The organism is Leeuwenhoekiella sp. ZYFB001, from assembly GCF_011784865.1.
GTDB classification, from domain to species: domain Bacteria; phylum Bacteroidota; class Bacteroidia; order Flavobacteriales; family Flavobacteriaceae; genus Leeuwenhoekiella; species Leeuwenhoekiella palythoae.
In genome coordinates this window covers 66877-88627 of sequence record NZ_CP050460.1, presented here as the reverse complement: position 1 = coordinate 88627, position 21751 = coordinate 66877, and the positions used below count along the sequence as shown (strand labels likewise).

Genomic DNA, 21751 nt, shown 5'->3' with positions numbered 1-21751 from the left:
AAACCGAAGCAAATTTACAATTTAATTGCTCCATTTCCCACATTGTCAAAAATATACCGATTATCTTGACAATATTTACTTAAATCATTCTTAATAAATTCTTGTACAGCTTCTTTATCTTTTTCTGGATATAAAACGTGCACATTGGCCCCGGCATCAAGCGTAAAACATACAGGCACACCGGTCTCTCGTCGGTATTCCCAGATCTTATCAATGATATGCAAGGTGTTAGGTTTCATCAGTATAAAATACGGATTACTCGTTAGCATCATTGCGTGTAGCGTAAGTGCTTCGCTCTCTACTAAAGCCACAAAGCCATCTAAATCACCTTCCTGAAGAATAGGAATCATACGTGATAAATTTTCTACCGCCTGATCAAATCTGCTCGCGGCATAAGCGTGGTTATGCATTAGATTATGTCCCACGGTGCTGCTTACCGGCTTTTCGCCTTTATCTACTAAAAGAATCGTGTCTTGATAGTGATCAAAAACCGAATGGATCTGATAAGGGTATTGCACACCATACACATCACTACTTCCATCTACATCTGCGTGCTCTCCCCAAACCATAATAGGCCCTTCTAATGACCGGCAACCGCTACCCGAACCTAAACGTGCGATAAAAGAAGCTTTTTGCTTAAAGTGTTTAAGCGTCATATCTGGTTGCATCTCACGCTCCATCTCCATCAAACACAAGGCTAATGCGCTTAATCCACTTGCAGAAGACGCGATCCCCGAACTGTGCGGAAAACTATTAGAAGTCTCAATGGTAAAGGCATAGTCTTTTATAAAAGGTAAATATGCTTCAATGCGCCCAAAAAACTGATGGATTTTAGGCTCAAACCCCGGTTTATGCTTTCCGTCTAAAATTACTTTTAATTCATAAGCATCACCCGGCTCAGAGCGTTTCTCATAACTTAGAGTAGTTGTGGTCTTGCAATTATTTAAAGTAAAACTTATTGAAGGGTTCTTAGGAATTTGAATGCCGTGCTTTCCCCAGTATTTAATTAAGGCAATATTACTAGGAGATTCATAACTCACTGATTTTGTCGTCAATGCCTGAGTGTATGGTTCAGGATGAAATTTGGTAGTTGTCATACTGCAAATATAACCTCTCTAAAAAGTTTTGAAAGCCCGCTAGCTTTTTTTTGAGGTCTGAAACTCATAAAAATTTTCTAATTTAGACAGCAATGCCCTTAATATGAATACACAAAAAACCTTTCATATTCTGATCCCGATTACGGTATGCCTACTCGTAGGCTTCTTAAGTGCTATTGCCACGCAAAGCAGTGTGCTCACGTGGTATCCGCAATTAGCAAAACCTGCTTTTACACCACCTAATTGGCTTTTCGCGCCTGTATGGACCGTACTTTATATTTTAATGGGAATCGCCGCAGGCCTGGTATGGAACAAAGGCTATTACCACAAATGGGTCAAAACAGCGCTCTATCATTTTGGATTTCAGCTTATTTTAAATGCAGCCTGGTCTATTGTTTTCTTTGGAATGCATCTCGTTTTACCGGCACTCCTTATCATCATAAGCTTATTGATCCTGCTTCTTTTCACGTTTAAATGGTTTAAAGTAGTGAAACCCGAAGCAGCCTATCTCTTATTTCCTTATATAATTTGGGTAGCCTATGCCTCTGCACTCAATTTTGAGATCTGGCGCCTTAATTAAAGCGTTTGCGCTAAAGCTTTCGCGGCAATATACCCACCGGTCCAGGCATTTTGAAAATTAAATCCGCCGGTTACCGCATCAATATCAAGAATTTCTCCAACCAGATAAAGTCCGTTTATTTTTTTGGCTTGATATGTTTTAAAATCAATTTCTTTCAGGTCAATTCCACCTGCGGTTACAAATTCCTCTTTAAAGGTGCTTTTACCACGAACTTCAAATTGAGCTTCGCGTAATTGAAGTTCCAGATTTTGAAGCATTACTTTAGAAAGATCTGCCCATTTTAAGGCTTCAGAAATAGTTGAAGCTAGAACCAGTTGCTGCCATAGGCGTTTCGGTATATTAAATGGACTACGCTTAAAGACTTGCTGTTTGGCTAGGTCAAATTTTAGAGATCTGAGATGCGCTCCAAAAGTCGCTCGGTCATACTCCGGAAGCCAATCAATTCTTATAGAAAATTGATAGTCACAAGCGTGCAATTCTCGCGTCGCCCAAGCCGAAAGTTTTAAAATCCCCGGTCCGCTCATACCCCAATGCGTTATCAGCACAGGGCCGTCAACACCTTCTTGATCTATCGCATATTGCCCTGTTATAAGCTGTTGGTTATTTGTATCAAAAAGGCGCACATTTGCCGGGGTAGCTAAGCCTGCAAGGTCTGTAATACGCTCGTCATCTATATTAAAGGTAAATAAAGACGGAACCGCCGGAATTACCGCCAATCCATTACTCGCCAGTTGCCTAATCATTTTTGCGTTACTCCCAGTCGCAACCACCACAGAAGCACTGCTGAAGGTGTGCGTTTTAGTTTCAACTTGAAAGACGTCATCTACTTTGTTAATAGCTGCTACCGGCATTTTAGTGCTCACCTCAACACCTAGTTTTTTAGCTTGATCAAGAAAACAATCTATAATGGTTTGCGAACTATCTGACTCCGGAAAGATTCTTCCATCTTCTTCAATTTTAAGCGCGACACCCAGCTCGTCAAACCAAGCCATGGTATCCCCGCTCATAAAGCTGTGAAACGGACCTAATAATTCTTTGTTCCCTCTGGGATAATGCCCTGTCAGTGGTTTGGGTTCAAAAATAGCGTGCGTTACATTACAGCGACCACCTCCAGAAACACGCACCTTTTCTAACACTTGAGCCCCACGTTCTAAAATTAGAATATTGAGATCTTGCCGCTGGCGCGCCAGATTGATCGCAGTAAAAAAACCTGCTGCCCCACCACCTATAATAATACAGTCATATATCATAGAGCAAATATAGAGGGAATTCTAAAATTTGAGATTTGACATTAAAAATCAATTTCGCTACTTAATCGATTTAGATAAGGACATTAAACGTCAAATTAACCTTTAATTAACAAAATGCATGAATTGACGTTTTGCCGAAAAAAGTAGGTGTTTTTTGCAGGTAAAAACGACGATTTTCACCCAATTTAGCCCTACTTCTTCAAAAAATATTCATCATTTAAACAAACGTGTAATTGATGCACTCTTTCTTGCGTAATTTTATTAGCTATGAATATTTCACAATGAAAACAGTAATTCTTAGCAAATTATTAGTTATTTGATAAAATATTGCGAATAAGCGTACAAAATACAGTTTTCAAAACTATATCGATTTCGTTACTTAAACGTTGTAGTTGCCCTTGTTTATTCAATTATTTATATAAATTTGGATACCAAGAAACATTATTGGAAAACCAAATAATTCAATTAAAATTCAAAACTTATGAAGCAAGTAATACTTAGAAGTATGTTGTTTTTCGCTTCGCTTTTACTGGCAGGTATGGCGCAAGCACAAACAGTATCCGGAACAGTATCTGAACCTAATGGTCCGCTTCCGGGCGCAAACGTTCTCGTAAAAGGAACTACTAATGGTACAACTACTGATTTTGATGGAAATTACACCTTAAACGATGTAGCTACCGGAAGTGTTCTGGTTTTTAGCTATGTAGGCTTTGCTCCTCAAGAAGTTGCTGTAAACGGTAGATCTACTGTTAACGTAACACTTCAAGAGGATGCTGCAGCTTTAGATGAAGTAGTTCTTATTGGTTATGGGTCAACTACAGTTAAAGATGCGACGGGAACCGTTGCTTCGGTAACTTCAGAAGATTTCAACCAAGGGGTAATTGCTTCCCCAGAACAATTAATTCAAGGTAAAACTGCCGGGGTACAAATATCACAGTCTTCTGGTGAGCCGGGAGCAGGTATCAATGTGCGTATTAGGGGTTCAAACTCTATTCGTTCTGGGAACAACCCGCTTATCGTTGTTGATGGTGTGCCATTAACAACCTCAGGAGCTCCTGCTGCAGGTGACCTAGGTGTAGGTGGTGGTTCTTCAAGAAACCCATTAAGTTTCTTAAACCCAACCGATATAGAAAGTATCTCTATTCTTAAAGATGCATCAGCAACTGCTATCTACGGTTCTCGTGGTGCTAATGGTGTAATCATCGTACAAACCAAGAGTGGACGTGGTAGCTCTGGAGGTGTTTGGGAAGTAAGCAGTAACGTAAGCTTCTCTTCTCCGGCAAGAGAATATGATCTACTAACAGCAGATCAATACCTTAATGCTTTACCAGATTACGGAGGAGACCCTTCATTATTAGACTTTGGTTTCGCTTCTGACTTTCAAGATTTTTATACCAGAAATGCGATCTCTACTCAAAATAACTTGAGCTATGCACACAGCTACACTTCTGGTAACGTGCGTGCGTCATTTGGTTATTCAGATCAGCAGGGTGTTATCAGAAACACAGGTCAAGAAAGAATTACTGGTCGTTTAAATGCTACGCAGCGTTTGTTTGATGATAAACTTACCTTAAGCTTACAGACCACTTTATCTCGTGTAAATGATCAAAACGCTCCTATTAGTGGCCAGGCTGGTTCAACAGGTGACTTAATTGGTTCATCAATTACAGCAAACCCTACTTGGCCAGTTGACGCTGACTTTTCTCCGGGAAGTAACTTATTAAACCCGGTTAACTTATTACGTTATTATCAAAGTGAGTCTAATACCAATCGTTTTTTAGCAAACCTTTCTGCGGAGTATAAAATTACAGATGCAATTAGCGCTAAAGTAACCGGAGGTTATGACAAAAGTGATGCAAAAACTATCGCGCTTTTCTCCCCTGAAGTAGCTGGTATCAACCGTGTGTCTGGTAACGGTCAAGGAACCTACGGAACTTTTGATCAGACTAACAAGCTCTTTGAAGCTACTTTAAGCTACAACAAGCAGTTTGAAAACTCAAAAATTGACGTAGTTGCTGGTTATTCTTATCAAGAATTTGCTCGCGAAGGAATTAACGCTGGTGGTATTGGCTTTGGTCCAGATATGGGCTTAGCTGCTAGCCAACTTGAAGATCAGTATGATTTGATCGCCAATACGATCTCTGGTTCGTTCCAAAACTTTGCTTACGACCAAGACAGAGATTATGTAAACCGAATTGATTTTGGAGCTCCATTTGACTCTGCATTCGTTTCTGAACCCATCGGTACAAGTTACTCACAGCTTTTTACTGCGTATTTCGCAAATACTTTTGATAACACAGACGAATTACAATCGTATTTCGCTCGAGTAAACTATACGCTTGCTGATAAATACTTATTTACAGGAACATTCAGAGCTGACGGTTCTTCAACTTTCGGACCTGAAAATCAATATGGTTATTTCCCTTCTGGTGCATTTGCTTGGCAAATTCACGAAGAAGACTTTATTGGAGACAATGTATCTACACTTAAGTTAAGATTAGGTGCAGGGGTTGTTGGTAACCAAGAAGGTTTAGGATACGCTAATTTCATCAGAAGAACACGTTTCTCTGATATCGGAATTACCGATAACTTGACGGTAACTAACTCAGGAACTCAGTTTGTAGGTAACAATAACGAAGCGCTTCAATGGGAGTCTACTTTGGACGTAAACATTGGTGTTGACTTTGGTTTCAACAACGATCGCTTTAATGGGTCTTTCAACCTGTACCGTAAAGAAACTACAGACTTACTATTATTAAGTACGCTTGCAGCTCCACAGGTTCCGGGTATCGAAACTATTTTCCAAAACTTGACTGATGGTAAAGTAGTGAACCAAGGGGTTGAACTTGCGCTTAATTACGACTTTGTACAAACAGAAGATTTTACTTTCTCTTCTTCTTTCAACATTGCTTATAACCATAATGAGGTGTTAGATACTGATCGTATCATTGATACAGGACCAATTAATGGTAATGGTTTAACTGGTGCTTTTGCGCAACGCTTACAAGCAGGGTATCCTTTATTCTCTTTCTATATGGCTGAATTCACAGGTTTTGATGAAAACGGAAATCCAACATATGTAGATGTCGATGGTAATGGTGAAGGAGATCCAGATGCAGATAAGAAATTTGTAGGCGAAGATGCTCAGCCAGATTGGACTGCCGGTCTTTCCTTAAACGCAACGTATAAGAACTTTGATTTTGCTGCATATTTTAATGGGCAGTTTGGATTCTCAGTTTATAACGCAACAGACAATGCATTCTTTAATGCAGGTGGTATCACAATCGCTAAAAACGTAACCACTGATGTATTAACTAGTGGTGAAGCTCCAGGTTCTTCAGTAGCAGTTTCTACACGTTTCTTAGAGAAAGGAGATTTTGTACGCTTACAAACTTTAAGCGTAGGATATAATGTACCTATGAGCGGTGAAGGATTATTTGACTCACTTCGTTTTTCAGTAACAGGTCAAAACGTATTCTTAATCACTGGTTACTCTGGGCTTGATCCTGAAGTTTCAACAAACACAGGTAGTCTTAATGCTTCTAACATTCCTACCGCAGGTATTGAATACGCAGCATTCCCAAGACCTCGTACATTCTCATTTGGTGTTAACGCAAGATTTTAAAAAAAATAACTATGAAATATTTAAAACAACATTTTAAAACTTCTAGGTTTTTAGTAGGAGTCCTATCCTTAGGATTGGCTATCTCTTGTACAGACCTAGAGATTGAAGAAACAGATTCAAGACAGTCACCAGACTTTCAAGGGGTAGGTGATGTAGATTTGTTTATTGATGGTATCTACAACAGTTTAAATGGAATCATTGGTAATCAGGCAGATTTCTTTGCGCTTAGTGAAGTGACTACAGATGCTGCACTGGTTCCTACCAGAGGTTCTGACTGGGGTGATAACGGGATCTGGAGACAGTTACACCAGCACGATTGGAGAACTGATCACCAGTATATCACAAACACATTCAACCAGTGGAACCAAACGCAGTTTGCTGCGTCTCAAGCTTTGTCTGACTTATCAAGCCCTAATGAAGTGCAACGCGCTCAAGCCTCTTTCTTAAGAGCATTAGGTGTATTCTTTGTTCTTGATAACTTTGGTCAAGTGCCTATTCGTGATCCTGAAGCATCTTTATTAGACAATCCTGAAGTGATCACCGGGCAAGAAGCTGTTGATTACATCATTTCAGACTTGAATACTGCAATCGCCGGTTTACCTACTTTAGGACCTGGATCTGGCGTAGGAACTGCAACCTCTGATCACGCTAGAGCTTCTAAGGCTGCCGCACGTTATTTATTAGCTAAAGTGCTTCTTAACAAGCATATTTATGTAGGTGGCGAGCCTGCTACTGCAGATATGCAACAAATTATTGAGCTGGTAGATGCTATTGATGCTGATGGCTATGGAATTGAAGATGATTACTTTGATATTTTTAGAAATGAATTAGATGATGAAACGATCTGGTTTATCCCTACTTCTGTAGGTAACCGAATCTGGAATGGTCTACACTACAACAGTGCTCCTGAAATTGCAGGTGGTGGTTGGAATGGTTTTGCTACGCTAGCAGAATACTACGATATGTTTGAGGGAGATCCTAATGTAAATACACCAGGATCTGGTCAAGAAGAACGTCGTGGTTTTGTTCCTACCGAAGGTCTTGCTGCAGGTTCGTTTGAAGGTTCGTCAGATTCTAATGATGATGGTTTTGCAGATGGATCAAACATTGGTTTTGGTTTCTTAGTAGGACAGCAATACGATTATGATGGCACTCCATTAAATGATCGTGGTGGTAACCCACTTACTTTTAAGAGACAATTTACTGACGGGAATGGTAATGTTAGCCTTATCAATAACAGTGAAACAACTGGTATTCGTGTACAAAAGTACAACGCCCGTTACGGCGGATTTGTGGAGCACGAAATTTTCTTCCGCTATTCTGATGCGTATTTGATGAAAGCTGAAGCAATGTTTAGAGCTGGTCAAGACCCAACTGCAATGATGAATGTGCTACGTGGTCTTCGTGAGGCTACTCCTTTTACCTCGGTTACTGAGCAAGACATACTAGATGAAAGAGGTCGCGAACTTTATGCTGAGTTCTGGAGACGTAATGATATGATTCGTTTTGGTCAATATACCAGAGGATGGGAATTAAAAGCAGATTCTCAAATAGGAAATGAAAACAGAAACTTGTTCCCAATTCCTGCTAGTCAGATAATTCTTAACCCTAATTTGACTCAAAATCCAGGGTACTAATTAGAAAACTTTAGTACTAGATTTATAAAAAGGAGGGTCAGCATTGGCCCTCCTTTTAAATTGAAAGATTTCTCAAACTTTACCTTCTAAATTGTTTCAACTTTAGAAAAAGACTCCTAGTTTTAAACACAAGCTACTTTTCCCTAAACTGTAAAAAAATCAATGACAAGATTATACCCTTTCTTTTTGAGCGTATTACTTGCTATGAGTTTTTCTTGCAGTAAAGAGACCACAGAATCTAAATTCATTGAGGCTCAAAATACAGGCATTACCTTCAGCAACGAATTAACAAATACACCCCAACTCAACATTCTTAACTACTTGTACTTCAATAATGGTGCAGGTACAGCCGTTGCCGATTTTAATAATGATGGACTGCTGGATATTTATTTCACCGGAAATCAAGTCGCAGATCAATTATATCTGAATCAAGGAGATTTAAAATTTATTGATATTACTGACAAAGCTGCCATATACACCGCTGCAGATTCCTGGAATACCGGCGTTACCACTGTAGATATTAATGCAGACGGACTCCTCGATATCTATGTATGTACGGTAAGTGGTCATCTTGATCTAACCGGAAGTAACAAACTTTATATCAATCAGGGAGTGCACGGCACGGTGCCCATGTTTATTGAGTCTGCCGCTGCTTACGGCTTAGATTATTCCGGACTCTCTACACAGGCTAGTTTTTTTGATTATGATAAAGATGGAGATCTAGATATGTATCTCCTCAATCACTCCGTGCATCCTAATGCCAGCTACGGCAGAGCAGCGATCCGCAAGATCCCTGATCCGCGAGGCGGTGACAAACTCTATCGTAATGATGGTAATAAGTTCACCGACGTAACCGAGCAAGCCGGGATCTTTAATAGTAAAATAGGCTATGGCCTAGGCGTTTCCATATCAGATTTAAATAACGATGGCTACCCAGATATTTATATTGCTAACGATTTTTTTGAGAATGACTACGTTTACATCAATAATCAGGACGGCACATTTTCTGAAGTAAATACCACACAAAATCTACTGGGGCACACCTCGCATTTTTCGATGGGAAGTGATATTGCTGACCTCAACAATGATGGCAATACAGACATTTTAAGCTTAGATATGTTGCCTGAAAATCTTGAAGTTTTAAAAGCTTCGGGAAATGAATACGCCTACCCTATTTATCAAAACCAACTCAGAAACGGCTATGATTATCAGTTTATGCAAAACACCTTACAACTTAATCTAGGTAATGGCAGATTTGCAGAAACTGCGTTTCAAAGTGGTGTCGCCGCAACTGAATGGTCTTGGAGCCCTTTAATAGCTGATTTGGATAACGATGGTTATAAAGACATTTATATCGCTAACGGAATTCTGGGCGCTACTAATGATATGGATTTTGTGAATTTCATCTCCAACGAGAGTATTCAAAAGCGTTTAGGCAAAAATATGTCCGAAACCGAAATGGAATTCATCAACAAACTTCCGGAAATCAAGGCGACCAATTATGCCTATAAAAATTTGGGTAACGGCATATTTGAAGATGTTACCGCACAATGGACTTCTAATGAAAAAACCTTCAGCAATGGTGCTGCTTATGGAGATCTGGACAATGACGGCGATCTTGATCTGGTGGTAAATAACGTCAACCAGCCGGCATCTATTTTAAAAAACACCACTATTGAAACCTCACAACGTTCAAATGGAATTACAGTTCATCTTATAGGTACTAAGCCCAATACTTTTGGGGTTGGTGCCAAAATCACAGCGTATACACCAAACCATACTCAGATTTTTGAGAACTATAGCACACGTGGCTTTATGTCTGCGGTCGCTCCTTCTATTGGTGTAGGATTGGGCAACGCCACACAATTAGACTCGTTAAAAGTACTCTGGCCTTCCGGAAAATCTCAAGTGATCACAAATGTTAAGACCGAGCTGTTTCTGGATGAAAAAGACGCCTCACAAACCGCTTTTAAAACTCAAGCTCAATCAGATCTTGTTTGGGTTCAAGACAGTACGGCAATAAATTTTCAGCATAACGACGGGAATTCTATTGAATTTAGTCGCGATCCTTTAGTTCCCTATGCAAACACTAACACCGGTCCGGCAATTGAAACGGGAGATTTGAACAATGACGGTCTTGATGATATATTAATTCTGGGAGCCAAGGCGCAACAAACAAGTATTTATCTTCAACAAGAAAACGGAAGTTTTACTGAAGATTTTCTCCCGGAAAGTGAAGAAGACGCGATCAATGAAGATACCGCAGCGACACTTATTGATGTCAATAATGACGGTTTGCTCGATATTGTCATCGCGAGCGGCGGGAATGAATTCACCTCCGGAAGACAACTCACGCCTCGCCTCTACCTAAATTCTGAGGAAGGTTTTACAAAAGTGAATAAAGCTTTTGAAGGCGTGACGCTTAATGCTTCGGCGCTAACTGCTGTTGATTTTGATAATGATGGCCATACTGATCTCGCTATAACCAGTGATTTGATTCCTCAACAATTTGGCGCTACTCCGCAGCAATTCCTTCTAAAAAATGACGGTACAGGAAAATTCACTGATGTTACCTTAAGCTACGCTCCCGACTTTTCTTCCGCAGGAAATGTAAAAGATCTTATCTGGGTCGATCTTGACAACAACGGTTTTAAAGATGCGATTGTCTGCGGTCACTGGATGCCTGTCAAAATCTTTATGAATTCGGGCGAAAAGCTAAGGCTTCTAAATTTGGATGACCTCAAAAACACAAACGGACTCTGGAATAGCATTTGTGCTGAAGATTTTGATGGCGACGGCGATGTGGATTTGATTGCGGGTAATTGGGGCTTGAACACCCGCCTAACCGCTTCGGTTGAAAAACCCTTGAATCTGTATCGTTTCGACTTTGATGATAACGGAAAGATTGACCCGATCACTACCTATTTCTATAAAGGAACCGAAACCGTTTTGGCGACAAAAGATGAGTTGGTTAAGCAACTTCCGTTCTTGAATAAGAAATTCTTGAGTTATCACGATTTTGCAAAAGCCGGCATTACCGATTTACTTTCCGAAGAAAAACTTGAAAAAGCGGAAAAAAAGCAAGTATTTACGCTTGAGACCACGTATTTTGAAAACCAAGAAAATTTAGCGTTTAAAGCAACTGCGTTACCGCAAATGGCACAGATTTCGAGTGTAAAATCAATCATAACCGAAGATTTCAATGCCGATGGTTTACTAGACATCTTGCTCTTAGGAAACGACAGCGAGATCAGCACCCAGTTGAGCCGCCTTGATGCTTCGCACGGTGTGTTTTTATTAAATACAGGATCGGGTTTCAACTATACCGGCAACCACACTATTGATATTAGAGGCGCTGTACGCAGCAACTCAAAGCTGAAAATTAAAGACGACCTTTTTTACATCATAGGTCGTAATAATGATAAACCGCTTTTTATTAGAAAAGAGACTGCACATGATTAGTTTTAAGAAAATATACTTCATTGGCATTTGCCTAGCATTCGTTTCTTGTGATCAGGACAAGCAACAAAAAGATGCTGCAATAGATCAAGAGCCCACTTTGTTTACCACAATGTCCACCGAAGAAACGGGCATCGACTTTGTGAACGCCATTAAAAATCAGAGCGATTTCAACATTTTTAAATACCGAAACTTCTATAATGGTGGTGGTGTCGCTATTGGTGACATTAACAATGATGGCCTTGCAGATATCTACTTGACCGCTAATATGGAGCAAAACAAACTGTACCTCAATAAAGGAAATTTTCAGTTTGAAGACATTACCGAAAAAGCCGGTGTGGGCGGAAACAAACCTTGGTCTACCGGTGTGGTGATGGCTGATGTAAATGCTGACGGCTTGCTGGATATTTATGTGAGCAATGCCGGAAATATGAAAGGCAACAATCACGACAATGATCTGTACATCAACAACGGCGATCTAACCTTTACCGAAAAAGCACAGGAATACAATCTGGCAAAATCAGGATTTTCTACGCAAGCGAGTTTCTTCGATTATGATAAAGATGGCGATCTTGATGTGTACATCTTAAATAACAGCAACGTTCCTGTAAGCGGATTAGGATATGCTGAGCAACGCGATACGCGGGCAGAAAACTGGGAAAATGTTCCTGATGTTTTTAAAGGTGTGGGCGATCTACTTATGCGTAACGACGGCGGAACCTTTACAGATGTTAGTGAAGAAGCAGGAATTTACGGTAGCTTAATTGGTTTTGGCCTTGGCGTGATGATCACAGACATCAATAATGATCTGTATCCGGATATCTATATTTCAAATGATTTCTACGAGCGCGATTATCTCTACATCAACCAAAAAGATGGCACTTTTAAAGAAGAAATAAAAGAATGGACTTCCCACCTATCACTTTCTGCAATGGGAGTTGATATGGCAGACATCAACAACGATGGGCTGCAAGATATTTTTATTACCGATATGCTTCCCGAGCCGGAAGAGCGCGTAAAATCGGTAATGGAGTTTGACAATTATAATGTGTATAAACTCAAGCAGAGTAAAGATTTTTATCAGCAGTTTATTCAGAATACGCTTCAGGTGAACAATGGAAACGGCACCTTTTCTGAAACCGCCTATTATAGTGGCGTAGATGCTACCGACTGGAGTTGGGCCGGATTGCTTGTCGACCTTGATAATGATGGATATCGTGATATTTATGTGACCAACGGAATCAACCACGATTTAACTGATCTTGACTTTGTTGACTTTTTTGCTAACGAGATCATTCAAAATATGGCGATGACCGGTAAGCGTCAAGCGATAGATTCGATCATTGATAAAATGCCGAAAAAGCCGCTACCTAATGCGGTGTATCGCAATAAAAAAGACTTGACTTTTGAAGATGCTGGTAAAAAATGGGGACTTGATATGCCGAGTATGTCCAACGGTTCAGCATACGGGGATTTGGATAATGATGGGGATCTGGATCTGGTTGTGAACAACGTAAATATGCAAACCTTCATTTACCGCAATGAAGCTGCACAACAAAACCAAAATCATTATTTAAGCCTAACCTTTAAAGGTGGCGAGCAAAACCCATTTGCCGTTGGAGCTTCGGTGCGTTTGTATTTTGATGATCAAGAGATTTTTCAGGAATTGTACCCGGTACGAGGGTTTCAGTCTTCTGTAGATTATAAAATGACAATTGGTTTAGGCACTACGCAAACTATTGATTCGCTTCGCGTTTTATGGCCTAATGATAAAACACAGCTTTTAACCCAAGTTGCGACCGATCAAACCTTAGCTTTAGCTCAAGCTGATGCTACGGAAACCTATATTCCGAAAAAGCGACAGCCACAATCTCAATTGCTTACCGAATTAAGCAACGAGAAGCTCAAAGCAAATACCGAAAACAATTATAACGACTTTGATTATGAAGGTTTGATCGCCAAAAAACTTTCGCAGGAGGGTCCGGCGCTAGCTACGGGAGATGTTGATGGTGATGGAAATGAAGATGTTTATGTGGGAGCACCTAGCGGAAGCGCAGGAACGCTGTATTTACATCAAGGCAAAGGAAAATTGAATAACAAAAACCAGTCGGCTTTTACCGAAGATGCTTTTTATGAGGATACCGCCGCAGCTCTTTTTGATGCAGACGGTGATGGCGATCTGGATTTAATGGTTGCTTCCGGCGGAAATGAAGTAGGTAAAAAAGAACAGTTAAAACCTAGATTGTATTTAAACGACGGTAAAGGAAACTTTAGCAAAGCTCCTGAAGAACTTCCTTCAGCATTTCAAAATATGAGCGTTGTTGCGCCTTATGATTTTGATGGCGACGGCGATATGGATGTGTTTATAGGTTCGCGCAGCGTGGTTGGCGTTTATGGTATAGACCCTAAACAACTCTTCTTAGAAAATACCGGCAATGGTGTTTTTGTAGACGCAACAGAGCGTTTGGCTTACGACACCAAAGATGCAGGAATGGTAACTGACGCACTTTGGCTGGATATTGACGAAGATGGAAAAGCTGATTTGATCACGGTTTCAGAATGGGGTGCACCGCTTGTGTATAAAAATTCGGGAAGACGACTTTCGCTAAAAGAAACAAGTTTAAGCGATAAAACCGGCTGGTGGAATACTATCGCAGCGGTTGACATCGACAATGACGGCGATATGGATTTAGTATTGGGTAACGAAGGAGAAAATCTACACTATCTGCCTTCTGAGCAACGCCCAATGTCTATGTACATCAACGATTTTGACAACAACGGAACGATCGAGCAAATCACTACGATGCATAAAAATGGGAAGGATTACCCATTACATCAAAAGAAAGAGATCACCGCGCAAATGAGTTCGCTTAAAAAGCAAAACCTCAAAGCTTCAGATTATGCGAACCGCTATATCGACGTGATTTTCTCTAAAGAAAGCCTCCAGAATGCGATTAAAAAATCGGTAAAATATGCCCAATCTATGATCGCTGTGAATGATGGTAAGGGTAATTTCAGCTTAAAGCCACTTCCCTATCAAACGCAATTGTCATGCGTTTGCGATATTGTCGCGACCGATATTAATAAAGATGGTTTAGCCGATTTGATTATGGCGGGCAACAACTTTGAGTTCAAACCGCAATATTCTCAGCTTGATGCCAGCTTTGGTAACGTATTACTCAATGAAGGTGATGCGTCTTATGCTTGGCAGAATTATGACAAGAGCGGCTTTTTCGTAAAAGGAGAAGTGAAGCATCTTGCGACCTTCAAAGATAAAAATGGAACTACCTATTTAATCGCTTCGGTTAATGATCAAAAACCAAAAACCTTTGTGCTCAATGAATAAGTTTTTCTCACTGCTCATTTTAGGTTTATCGATCGTTTCTTGTAAAAATGAGCCCGAGTTATTTTTAAATCCAAGTCCTGAAAAAACAGGAGTGACCTTTAAAAATACGCTCGAGGCAACAGACGATATGAATATTCTGGACTACCTCTATTTTTATAATGGCGGAGGACTCACAATTGGCGATATCAATAATGACGGCTTGCCAGATATTTACTTTTCAGGAAATCAGGTTAAAAATCAGTTGTATCTCAATAAAGGAAATCTAAAATTTGAAGATATAACCGAAAAAGCCGGAGTCGCAGGAAACAGCGATTGGAACACCGGTGCCGTTATGGGTGACGTAAACGGTGATGGCTTTCTAGACATCTATGTATGTGCGGTGGTTGGCCTCAATGGATTGGACGGCTACAACGAACTTTTTATCAATAACGGCGATGGTACTTTTACCGAACGCGCTGCAGCATACGGCCTTGATCTGGACACCTATTCTTCTTCTGCTGCATTTTTAGATTATGACCTGGATGGCGATCTGGACATCTACATTCTCAATCACGCGGTGCATACGCAGAGTTCATTTGGAAAGGCAGATTTACGTTACGAACGCAATCAACAAACCGGAGATCGCCTAATGCGTAACGATAACGGTGTGTTTACCGATGTTAGTGAAGAAGCAGGGATTTACGGTGGAATCAACGGCTACGGATTAGGAATTGCGGTTGCCGACTTTAACCTTGACGGATATCCAGATCTGTATATTGGTAATGATTTTCACGAAGATGATTACTACTACATCAATAACGGTGATGGTACTTTTACTGAAGATTTAAAAAATCATTTTGGCCACACCAGCCGTTTTTCGATGGGAAGCGACGTGGCTGATCTCAATCACGACGGTTGGCCCGATCTGATTTCGCTAGATATGCTTCCGCAGGATGAGAATGTTTTGAAAGCTTCAGAAGGTGATGATAATATTCAGACGCAGCGCCTGCGTACAGATCGATATGGATATCACTATCAGTTCACCAGAAATATGTTGTTTATCAATCGTGACGGAAAGGATTACCAAGAAACCGCGTTATTGAGTGGAGTTGCCGCTACAGACTGGAGTTGGAGCGCTTTGTTTGCCGATTTTAATCAAGATATGCAGCAGGATCTTTTTATCTCTAACGGAATCCCAAAACGTCCGAATGACCTTGACTACATCAAGTTTGTGTCCAACGAGCAGATTCAAAGTAAGATCAACAACACCGGCTTGATCGATACTAAAGCGCTCGATCTGATGCCTTCTGGAGTAACACATAATTATGTGTATGAAGGAAGCGCCGATTTACAATTTAAAGATCAGTCCGGCAAATGGATTGCAAACGACACCATTGTTTCAGGAGCGACGGCCTACGCCGATCTTGATAATGACGGCGACCTGGATTTGGTTACCAATAATATCAATGCTTCGCCTACCTTTTACATCAATAAAACTGATGAGAAAGCCAATTATCTTAAGCTAAAACTGAAAACCCAAAGCCCAAACACTTATGCCATTGGCGCTAAAGTGTATGCGTATGCTAACGGAATCAAGCAGTTTAAAGAGTTGTTTACCGTGCGTGGCTTTCAGGCTTCTTCAGAGCCTTTGATCCATTTTGGATTGAGCGATGCCAAAGTTGTTGACTCTGTGAGAATCATTTGGCCAGACAAAACCAGCCAAGTGCTTAGAGACCTTCAAGCCAATCAAAGTCTCGTAGTGAATCAAGAAAACACCCAGGCTTTTGATTACAACCTTTTAAAACAAAAACAGCAAAAGCTTTTCTCAAAAGTAACCGATTCTTTAGGACTTGATTTCACATACATTGAAGATGCCTACTCTGACTTTGATCGTGAGAAATTAATTCCTTATCAAATAGGTGATCGCGGTCCCGCGGTGGCAGTTGGTGATCTTAATGGAGACGGTAACGATGATGTATTTTTCGGCGGATCGAAATACATTCCTTCTCAGGTGTTTATTCAACAGGATTCTGCTTTTGTAAAAACAGAATTTGCTACTATTAAAAAAGATTCGATCAATGAAGAGGTAACCGCCGTTATCGCTGATTTCAACAAAGACGGGAAAAACGATTTGATGACCGGTACTGCAGGTGGTGACTTTTTCAACAGAGCAAAACCCTTGATTGACGGACTTTACCTAAACGACGGCGTGGCTTTTTCTTCAGCCGCAATGCCTGAGCTTTTTGATAACACTTCGGTGCTTGTAACTTATGATTATGACGGGGATGGTGATCTTGATGTTTTTGCCGGAACACAAGCCATAACAGGAAGTTTTGGTAAAACACCGGTTTCCTATCTTTTAGAAAATGAAAACGGAAGTTTCCGCGTAGCGCAAGAATTTAAAGATCTCGGAATGGTTACCGCTGCTGTTTGGAGCGATTTTAACTTGGACGGAAAGTTAGACCTTGTGGTCGTTGGCGAATGGATGGCACCCACTTTTCTAGAGAATAAAAATGGTAGATTAACTAAAGTCGATTTAGGAATTGGAAATCTTAACGGGCTTTGGCAAAGCGTGATTCCGTTTGATATTGACGGCGATGGTGATGAAGATTATTTAGTTGGAAACTGGGGCGAGAACAGCAAATTTAAAGCTTCGGCCGATGCTCCTATGGTGATGTTTTACAATGATTTTGACAATAATGGTCAAACGGAAACTATTGTCACCACAGCCAAAGAAGGCAAGTATTATCCTTTAATGGGACTTGACGCGCTGGCTTCTCAAGTGGTGTCGTTCAGAAAAAAATATCAGAATTACAGAGATTTTGCCGGTCAAACCATCGAGCAAATTCTTAGCAAAGAACAGTTAGAAACAAGTACAAAACTAGAAGTACAAACCTTAGAAACCGGTTATCTGCGCAATGACGGTGGCAAATTTGAATTTGTAGCTTTAGGTCGTGATTTTCAGGTTGCACCCGTGTTAAGTTTTTGTAAATTTGATTTCGATAATGATGGTAAAGAAGAAGTTCTTGCTGCCGGAAATTACTTTGGTGTACAGCCTTTTCACGGAAGATTAGACAGCTTTAACGGCGCCTTGATCAAAGATGAAAATACGGTGATTCCGGGAGATCAAATCGGATTAGATTTTGCACGAAAATCAATAAGAGATCTTTCGATACTATCATTAAATGGTCAAAAGTATTTGCTTGCGACTCCCAACAACGCCACCAGCCAGCTATACAAACTAGATTAACCGGGTGACACAACACCTTAAAACAATTTAAAGTAGAAATCGTTTTCATAAAGGTTTCCCTAAAATAATTTGAAGATTATGCTTAAAAAACTGAGCCTACTGGTTCTTTCTGCAGTTTTGATTACTTCTTGCTCCAAAGAAGAAAAACCACTTGTAGTTACACCAGACGATTATAACAATGCGGTAGATAAAGTTACCGAGGTGATCATTCACGATATTTTTTCGCCACCGGTGGCCAGCCGAATTTACGCCTACTCCAATATGGCTGCTTACGAAGTTTTGGTACAAAATAATCCTGATTATAAAAGTTTGGCAGGTCAAATTCACGAGTTGGGAGAAACGCCAAAACCTGATGCTGACGCTGCTGTAAATTATGATGTAGCTGCGCTTGTTGCTCAGATGGAAATGGCTAAAAGTCTTATCTTCTCTGAAGATCGTATTACCGAAATGCGCGACAGTTTGTATTTGCAATGGGAAGAGCAAAACCCAACCGAGTTGGAAGCTTCAAAAGCTTACGGACTCAAAGTTGCAGATCACATTAAAGCTTGGATGGATGGGGATATGTATAAGCAAACGCGCACGATGCCGAAGTTTTCGGTAAATCCTGACAATCCTTCACGCTGGCAACCTACGCCTCCGGCATACATGGACGGTATTGAGCCACACTGGATGAAAATCAGAACGCTGGTAATTGATTCTGCAGATCAATTTAAACCGATTCCTCCACCTGAATTTTCTATGGAAGAAGGATCTGAATTTCACAAACAATTGATGGAGGTGTATGACGTGCGTAACGCTATGACCGAAGAAGGTGATGAATCTGAAAAAATGGAAATTGCCAAATTTTGGGACTGTAATCCTTATGTATCTACGCACAAAGGACACTTGATGTTTGCTACCAAAAAGATCACGCCCGGTGGCCACTGGATCGGGATTGTAAAAATCGTAACCAAAAAAGCCAATGCCGACTTGATGGAAACGGTTTATGTATACACCAAGACTTCTGTAGCCCTTTTTGACGGCTTTATCAGCTGTTGGGATGAGAAATACCGCAGTAACCTCATCCGTCCCGAGACGCTTATCAATCAATATATTGACGATGCCTGGGCGCCTGTTTTACAAACTCCACCATTTCCTGAATACAGCAGCGGTCACTCTGTAGTTTCGGGAGCAGCAGCAGAGGTGCTTACCCAAATTTATGGAGATAATTTTCAGTTTGACGATGATACAGAAACCGCTTATGGCTTGCCTGTACGCAGTTTTGATTCGTTTAGAAATGCTTCTTCAGAAGCCGCTTTAAGTCGTCTTTATGGTGGAATTCACTATCGTGCAGCAATTGAAGAAGGGCTTAAACAAGGGCGTCAATTAGGACAGTTTGTTGCGCAAAATTTACAAATGAAATCAAATACTGCTCAAGCTTCTAACTAAAGATTATGCTTAAAAAAATCGGAGTTGGCTTCTTAATCCTAGTTGCCGTAGCCTTGATCTGGTATCTTTTTATAAAACCCAGCGATTACATCATCAATTTTAAAGTCGTGACCACACCGGGTACCGTCACACAATCAGTAAAAAGCTGGAATTATGATGTGCCCGACAGCGAGATCATAGCGCAAGACGGACTAAATAAAGTGGTGCAACAGCGGCATTTTGGCGATTCAGTAGTGAATTATAGTTACGAGGCTAAAATGATTAACGATTCTGTTACTCAAGTAAGCGTTGGAGTAAAAGATCTTGATCATAGTGTGGTCAACAGGCTTACCGCTCCATTTAAAAACACCCTATTTAGAAAACGTAGTACCGAAAATGTTGAAACTTTTTTTGAGATCCTTCGGGAACATTTAGATCAGATCAACATCGAAGTTACCGGCTTAGATCAAACCCGATCAACGTATGTAGCTTATGTTCCGCTGAAAGGATTACAGGTAGAAAAAGCACGTGGTATGATGCAATATTACGGCTATATAGGCGATGTTTTACTTAAAAATAATGTAGAGCTTAATGGCCCGCCGATCATTGAAGTTACAGACTGGGATACTGAAACTGATAGTATTGCCTATAACTTTTGCTTTCCTATCATCAGGTCTGAAAACTTACCCATTTCAAAAGACATCAAGTATAAGCGCCTGTTTCAGAAAGAAGCCATTCACGCGGTTTATAATGGAAACTACATAACATCAGACCGTGCATGGTATGCGTTACTTGAATATGCTAAAAACAATAATTTAGAAGTTGAAAAGAAGCCGGTCGAAATATTCTACAACAACCCGAATATGGGGGGAAACGAGCTCGACTGGAAAGCTGACATCTACTTACCACTGAAACAAGATTCTCCGCTGGAATAAGACTAAGCTAGAAAATCAAAAGATAGCTTTAACCCTTGAATCACCATTGTAGTACCTATAATGGCGATGATCAATCCCATAATTTTACCAATCACAGAGATCACGTTATTCCCCAATTTTCGAGCGATAAAGTCGCTTAAACTGAAAGCCACATAGGTTAGCGCGCACATTAAACCGAAGATTAAAATCACCAAACCTATATTTACATAAGAAGCATTTGACACAAAGTTCATCGCAGTTACGATAGTTCCTGGTCCGGCAAGAATAGGAATTGCCAAAGGCGAAACCGCAATATTCTCATCAAAATTAGGTTCCTTTAAATGCTTTACATTTGACTTTTTAGACTGAAGCATTTCAAAACCTACAAAGAAAATTAAGATCCCTCCGGTGATTTTAAACGCAGGAATCGTGATCCCAAAAAGCTCAAATATAAATTTACCCAGCACTACAAAAATAGCGATGATGATAAAAGCTACCATCACGGCTTTTTTGTTTACCGTTTGCTTTTCAGTTTTACTGGCACCTTCGGTTAAGGATAAAAAAATAGGAATATTAGAAACCGGGTTCATAATGGCAAAAAAGCCCGTAAATACCGAAATTGAGTAGGTTAAAATTTCATCCATATAGTGTAGGTTAGATTTAAGGATGCAGCGAAATTACAACTAAATCTCAACATCAAGCACTTTACCTTCTGCAGCCGCCGCTTTATCTTTTTTGGTTCCTACAGCGCCACCTATTACTAATCCAATAGGTAATCCTACCCCTAAAAATGCCATATTACCGACTGCTGAGCTAAAGGCTATACCTAATGGGATACCAAAAACACTCATCCCTAAAGCCGTCCACATATGTTTATAATGACCCTTTTTAACAATGCCTGTTTCCTCCTTGATCAATCGTAAAATGCTATGTTGAAATTTCATATAAGATTTATACAATTCCTTCTCTGACCCCTTTAGATCATTGAGTTTTTCGACCTTTTTATTTATGGTATGGCTTAAAGATTCAGGTAAGTTGCGTGTTTCCAATTCGGCTAAAAGCATATTGAGCTTATTTTGCTTTTTAAATGCTTTACCTTCTCCTTGAAGTGCGGGTCTATTTTTGTGTCGGTTTAAATTCATATCGACATATAAAACAAAAAGCCTTTGTTCTTCAGAGAACAAAGGCTTCAATTAAAACTATAGTA

12 protein-coding genes are annotated in these 21751 nt (G+C 40.2%); 8 read left to right on the top strand and 4 right to left on the bottom strand.

Annotation, left to right across the window (positions count from 1 at the left end; translation table 11 throughout):
* Window positions 1-14: 14 nt before the first annotated feature.
* Window positions 15-1097: a diphosphomevalonate/mevalonate 3,5-bisphosphate decarboxylase family protein gene (locus tag HCN54_RS00300; protein ID WP_167596116.1), complete on the bottom strand. Its 1083-nt coding sequence runs from the start codon at window positions 1095-1097 to the stop codon at window positions 15-17.
* 103 nt (window positions 1098-1200) lie between these two features.
* On the opposite strand from HCN54_RS00300, the gene HCN54_RS00295 reads away from it, so the two are divergent.
* Window positions 1201-1677, top strand: coding sequence for a TspO/MBR family protein (locus tag HCN54_RS00295; protein WP_167596115.1), 477 nt, complete (start codon window positions 1201-1203; stop codon window positions 1675-1677).
* Here HCN54_RS00295 and HCN54_RS00290 read toward each other — a convergent pair.
* On the bottom strand, window positions 1674-2927 hold the full coding sequence (locus tag HCN54_RS00290; RefSeq protein WP_167596114.1) for an NAD(P)/FAD-dependent oxidoreductase: 1254 nt from the start codon (window positions 2925-2927) through the stop codon (window positions 1674-1676). The genes HCN54_RS00295 and HCN54_RS00290 overlap by 4 nt on opposite strands.
* Before the next feature lie 481 nt (window positions 2928-3408).
* Here HCN54_RS00290 and HCN54_RS00285 point away from each other — a divergent pair, with 481 nt between their 5' ends.
* The 7 genes from HCN54_RS00285 (at window position 3409) to HCN54_RS00255 (ending at window position 20565) form a co-directional block, all read left to right on the top strand.
* Window positions 3409-6552, top strand: coding sequence for a SusC/RagA family TonB-linked outer membrane protein (locus HCN54_RS00285; RefSeq protein WP_072985036.1), 3144 nt, complete (start codon window positions 3409-3411; stop codon window positions 6550-6552).
* A gap of 11 nt (window positions 6553-6563) precedes the next feature.
* On the top strand, window positions 6564-8189 hold the full coding sequence (locus HCN54_RS00280) for a RagB/SusD family nutrient uptake outer membrane protein (RefSeq protein ID WP_167596113.1): 1626 nt from the start codon (window positions 6564-6566) through the stop codon (window positions 8187-8189).
* Window positions 8190-8351: 162 nt separating this feature from the next.
* Window positions 8352-11651, top strand: coding sequence for a VCBS repeat-containing protein (locus tag HCN54_RS00275; protein ID WP_167596112.1), 3300 nt, complete (start codon window positions 8352-8354; stop codon window positions 11649-11651).
* A complete protein-coding gene (locus HCN54_RS00270; protein WP_167596111.1) occupies window positions 11644-14994 on the top strand; it encodes an FG-GAP-like repeat-containing protein in 3351 nt (1116 codons plus the stop codon). The genes HCN54_RS00275 and HCN54_RS00270 overlap by 8 nt, the downstream gene beginning before the upstream one ends.
* Entirely contained in the window at window positions 14987-18223 is a 3237-nt protein-coding gene (locus HCN54_RS00265; protein WP_167596110.1) for a VCBS repeat-containing protein, read from the top strand. The genes HCN54_RS00270 and HCN54_RS00265 overlap by 8 nt, the downstream gene beginning before the upstream one ends.
* Before the next feature lie 78 nt (window positions 18224-18301).
* The gene (locus HCN54_RS00260; RefSeq protein ID WP_167596109.1) at window positions 18302-19651 is read left to right on the top strand and encodes a vanadium-dependent haloperoxidase; all 1350 of its coding nucleotides are present in this window, start codon (window positions 18302-18304) and stop codon (window positions 19649-19651) included.
* Between the two features lie 5 nt (window positions 19652-19656).
* The gene (locus tag HCN54_RS00255; protein ID WP_167596108.1) at window positions 19657-20565 is read left to right on the top strand and encodes a GyrI-like domain-containing protein; all 909 of its coding nucleotides are present in this window, start codon (window positions 19657-19659) and stop codon (window positions 20563-20565) included.
* A 2-nt stretch (window positions 20566-20567) separates the two neighbouring features.
* On the opposite strand, the gene HCN54_RS00250 is transcribed toward HCN54_RS00255, so the two are convergent.
* Together HCN54_RS00250 and HCN54_RS00245 are read right to left on the bottom strand one after the other, a co-directional pair.
* Window positions 20568-21188, bottom strand: coding sequence for a MarC family protein (locus tag HCN54_RS00250; RefSeq protein ID WP_167596107.1), 621 nt, complete (start codon window positions 21186-21188; stop codon window positions 20568-20570).
* Between the two features lie 39 nt (window positions 21189-21227).
* Window positions 21228-21686, bottom strand: a complete 459-nt coding sequence (locus HCN54_RS00245) for a hypothetical protein (protein WP_167596106.1) — start codon at window positions 21684-21686, stop codon at window positions 21228-21230.
* Window positions 21687-21751: the final 65 nt, after the last annotated feature.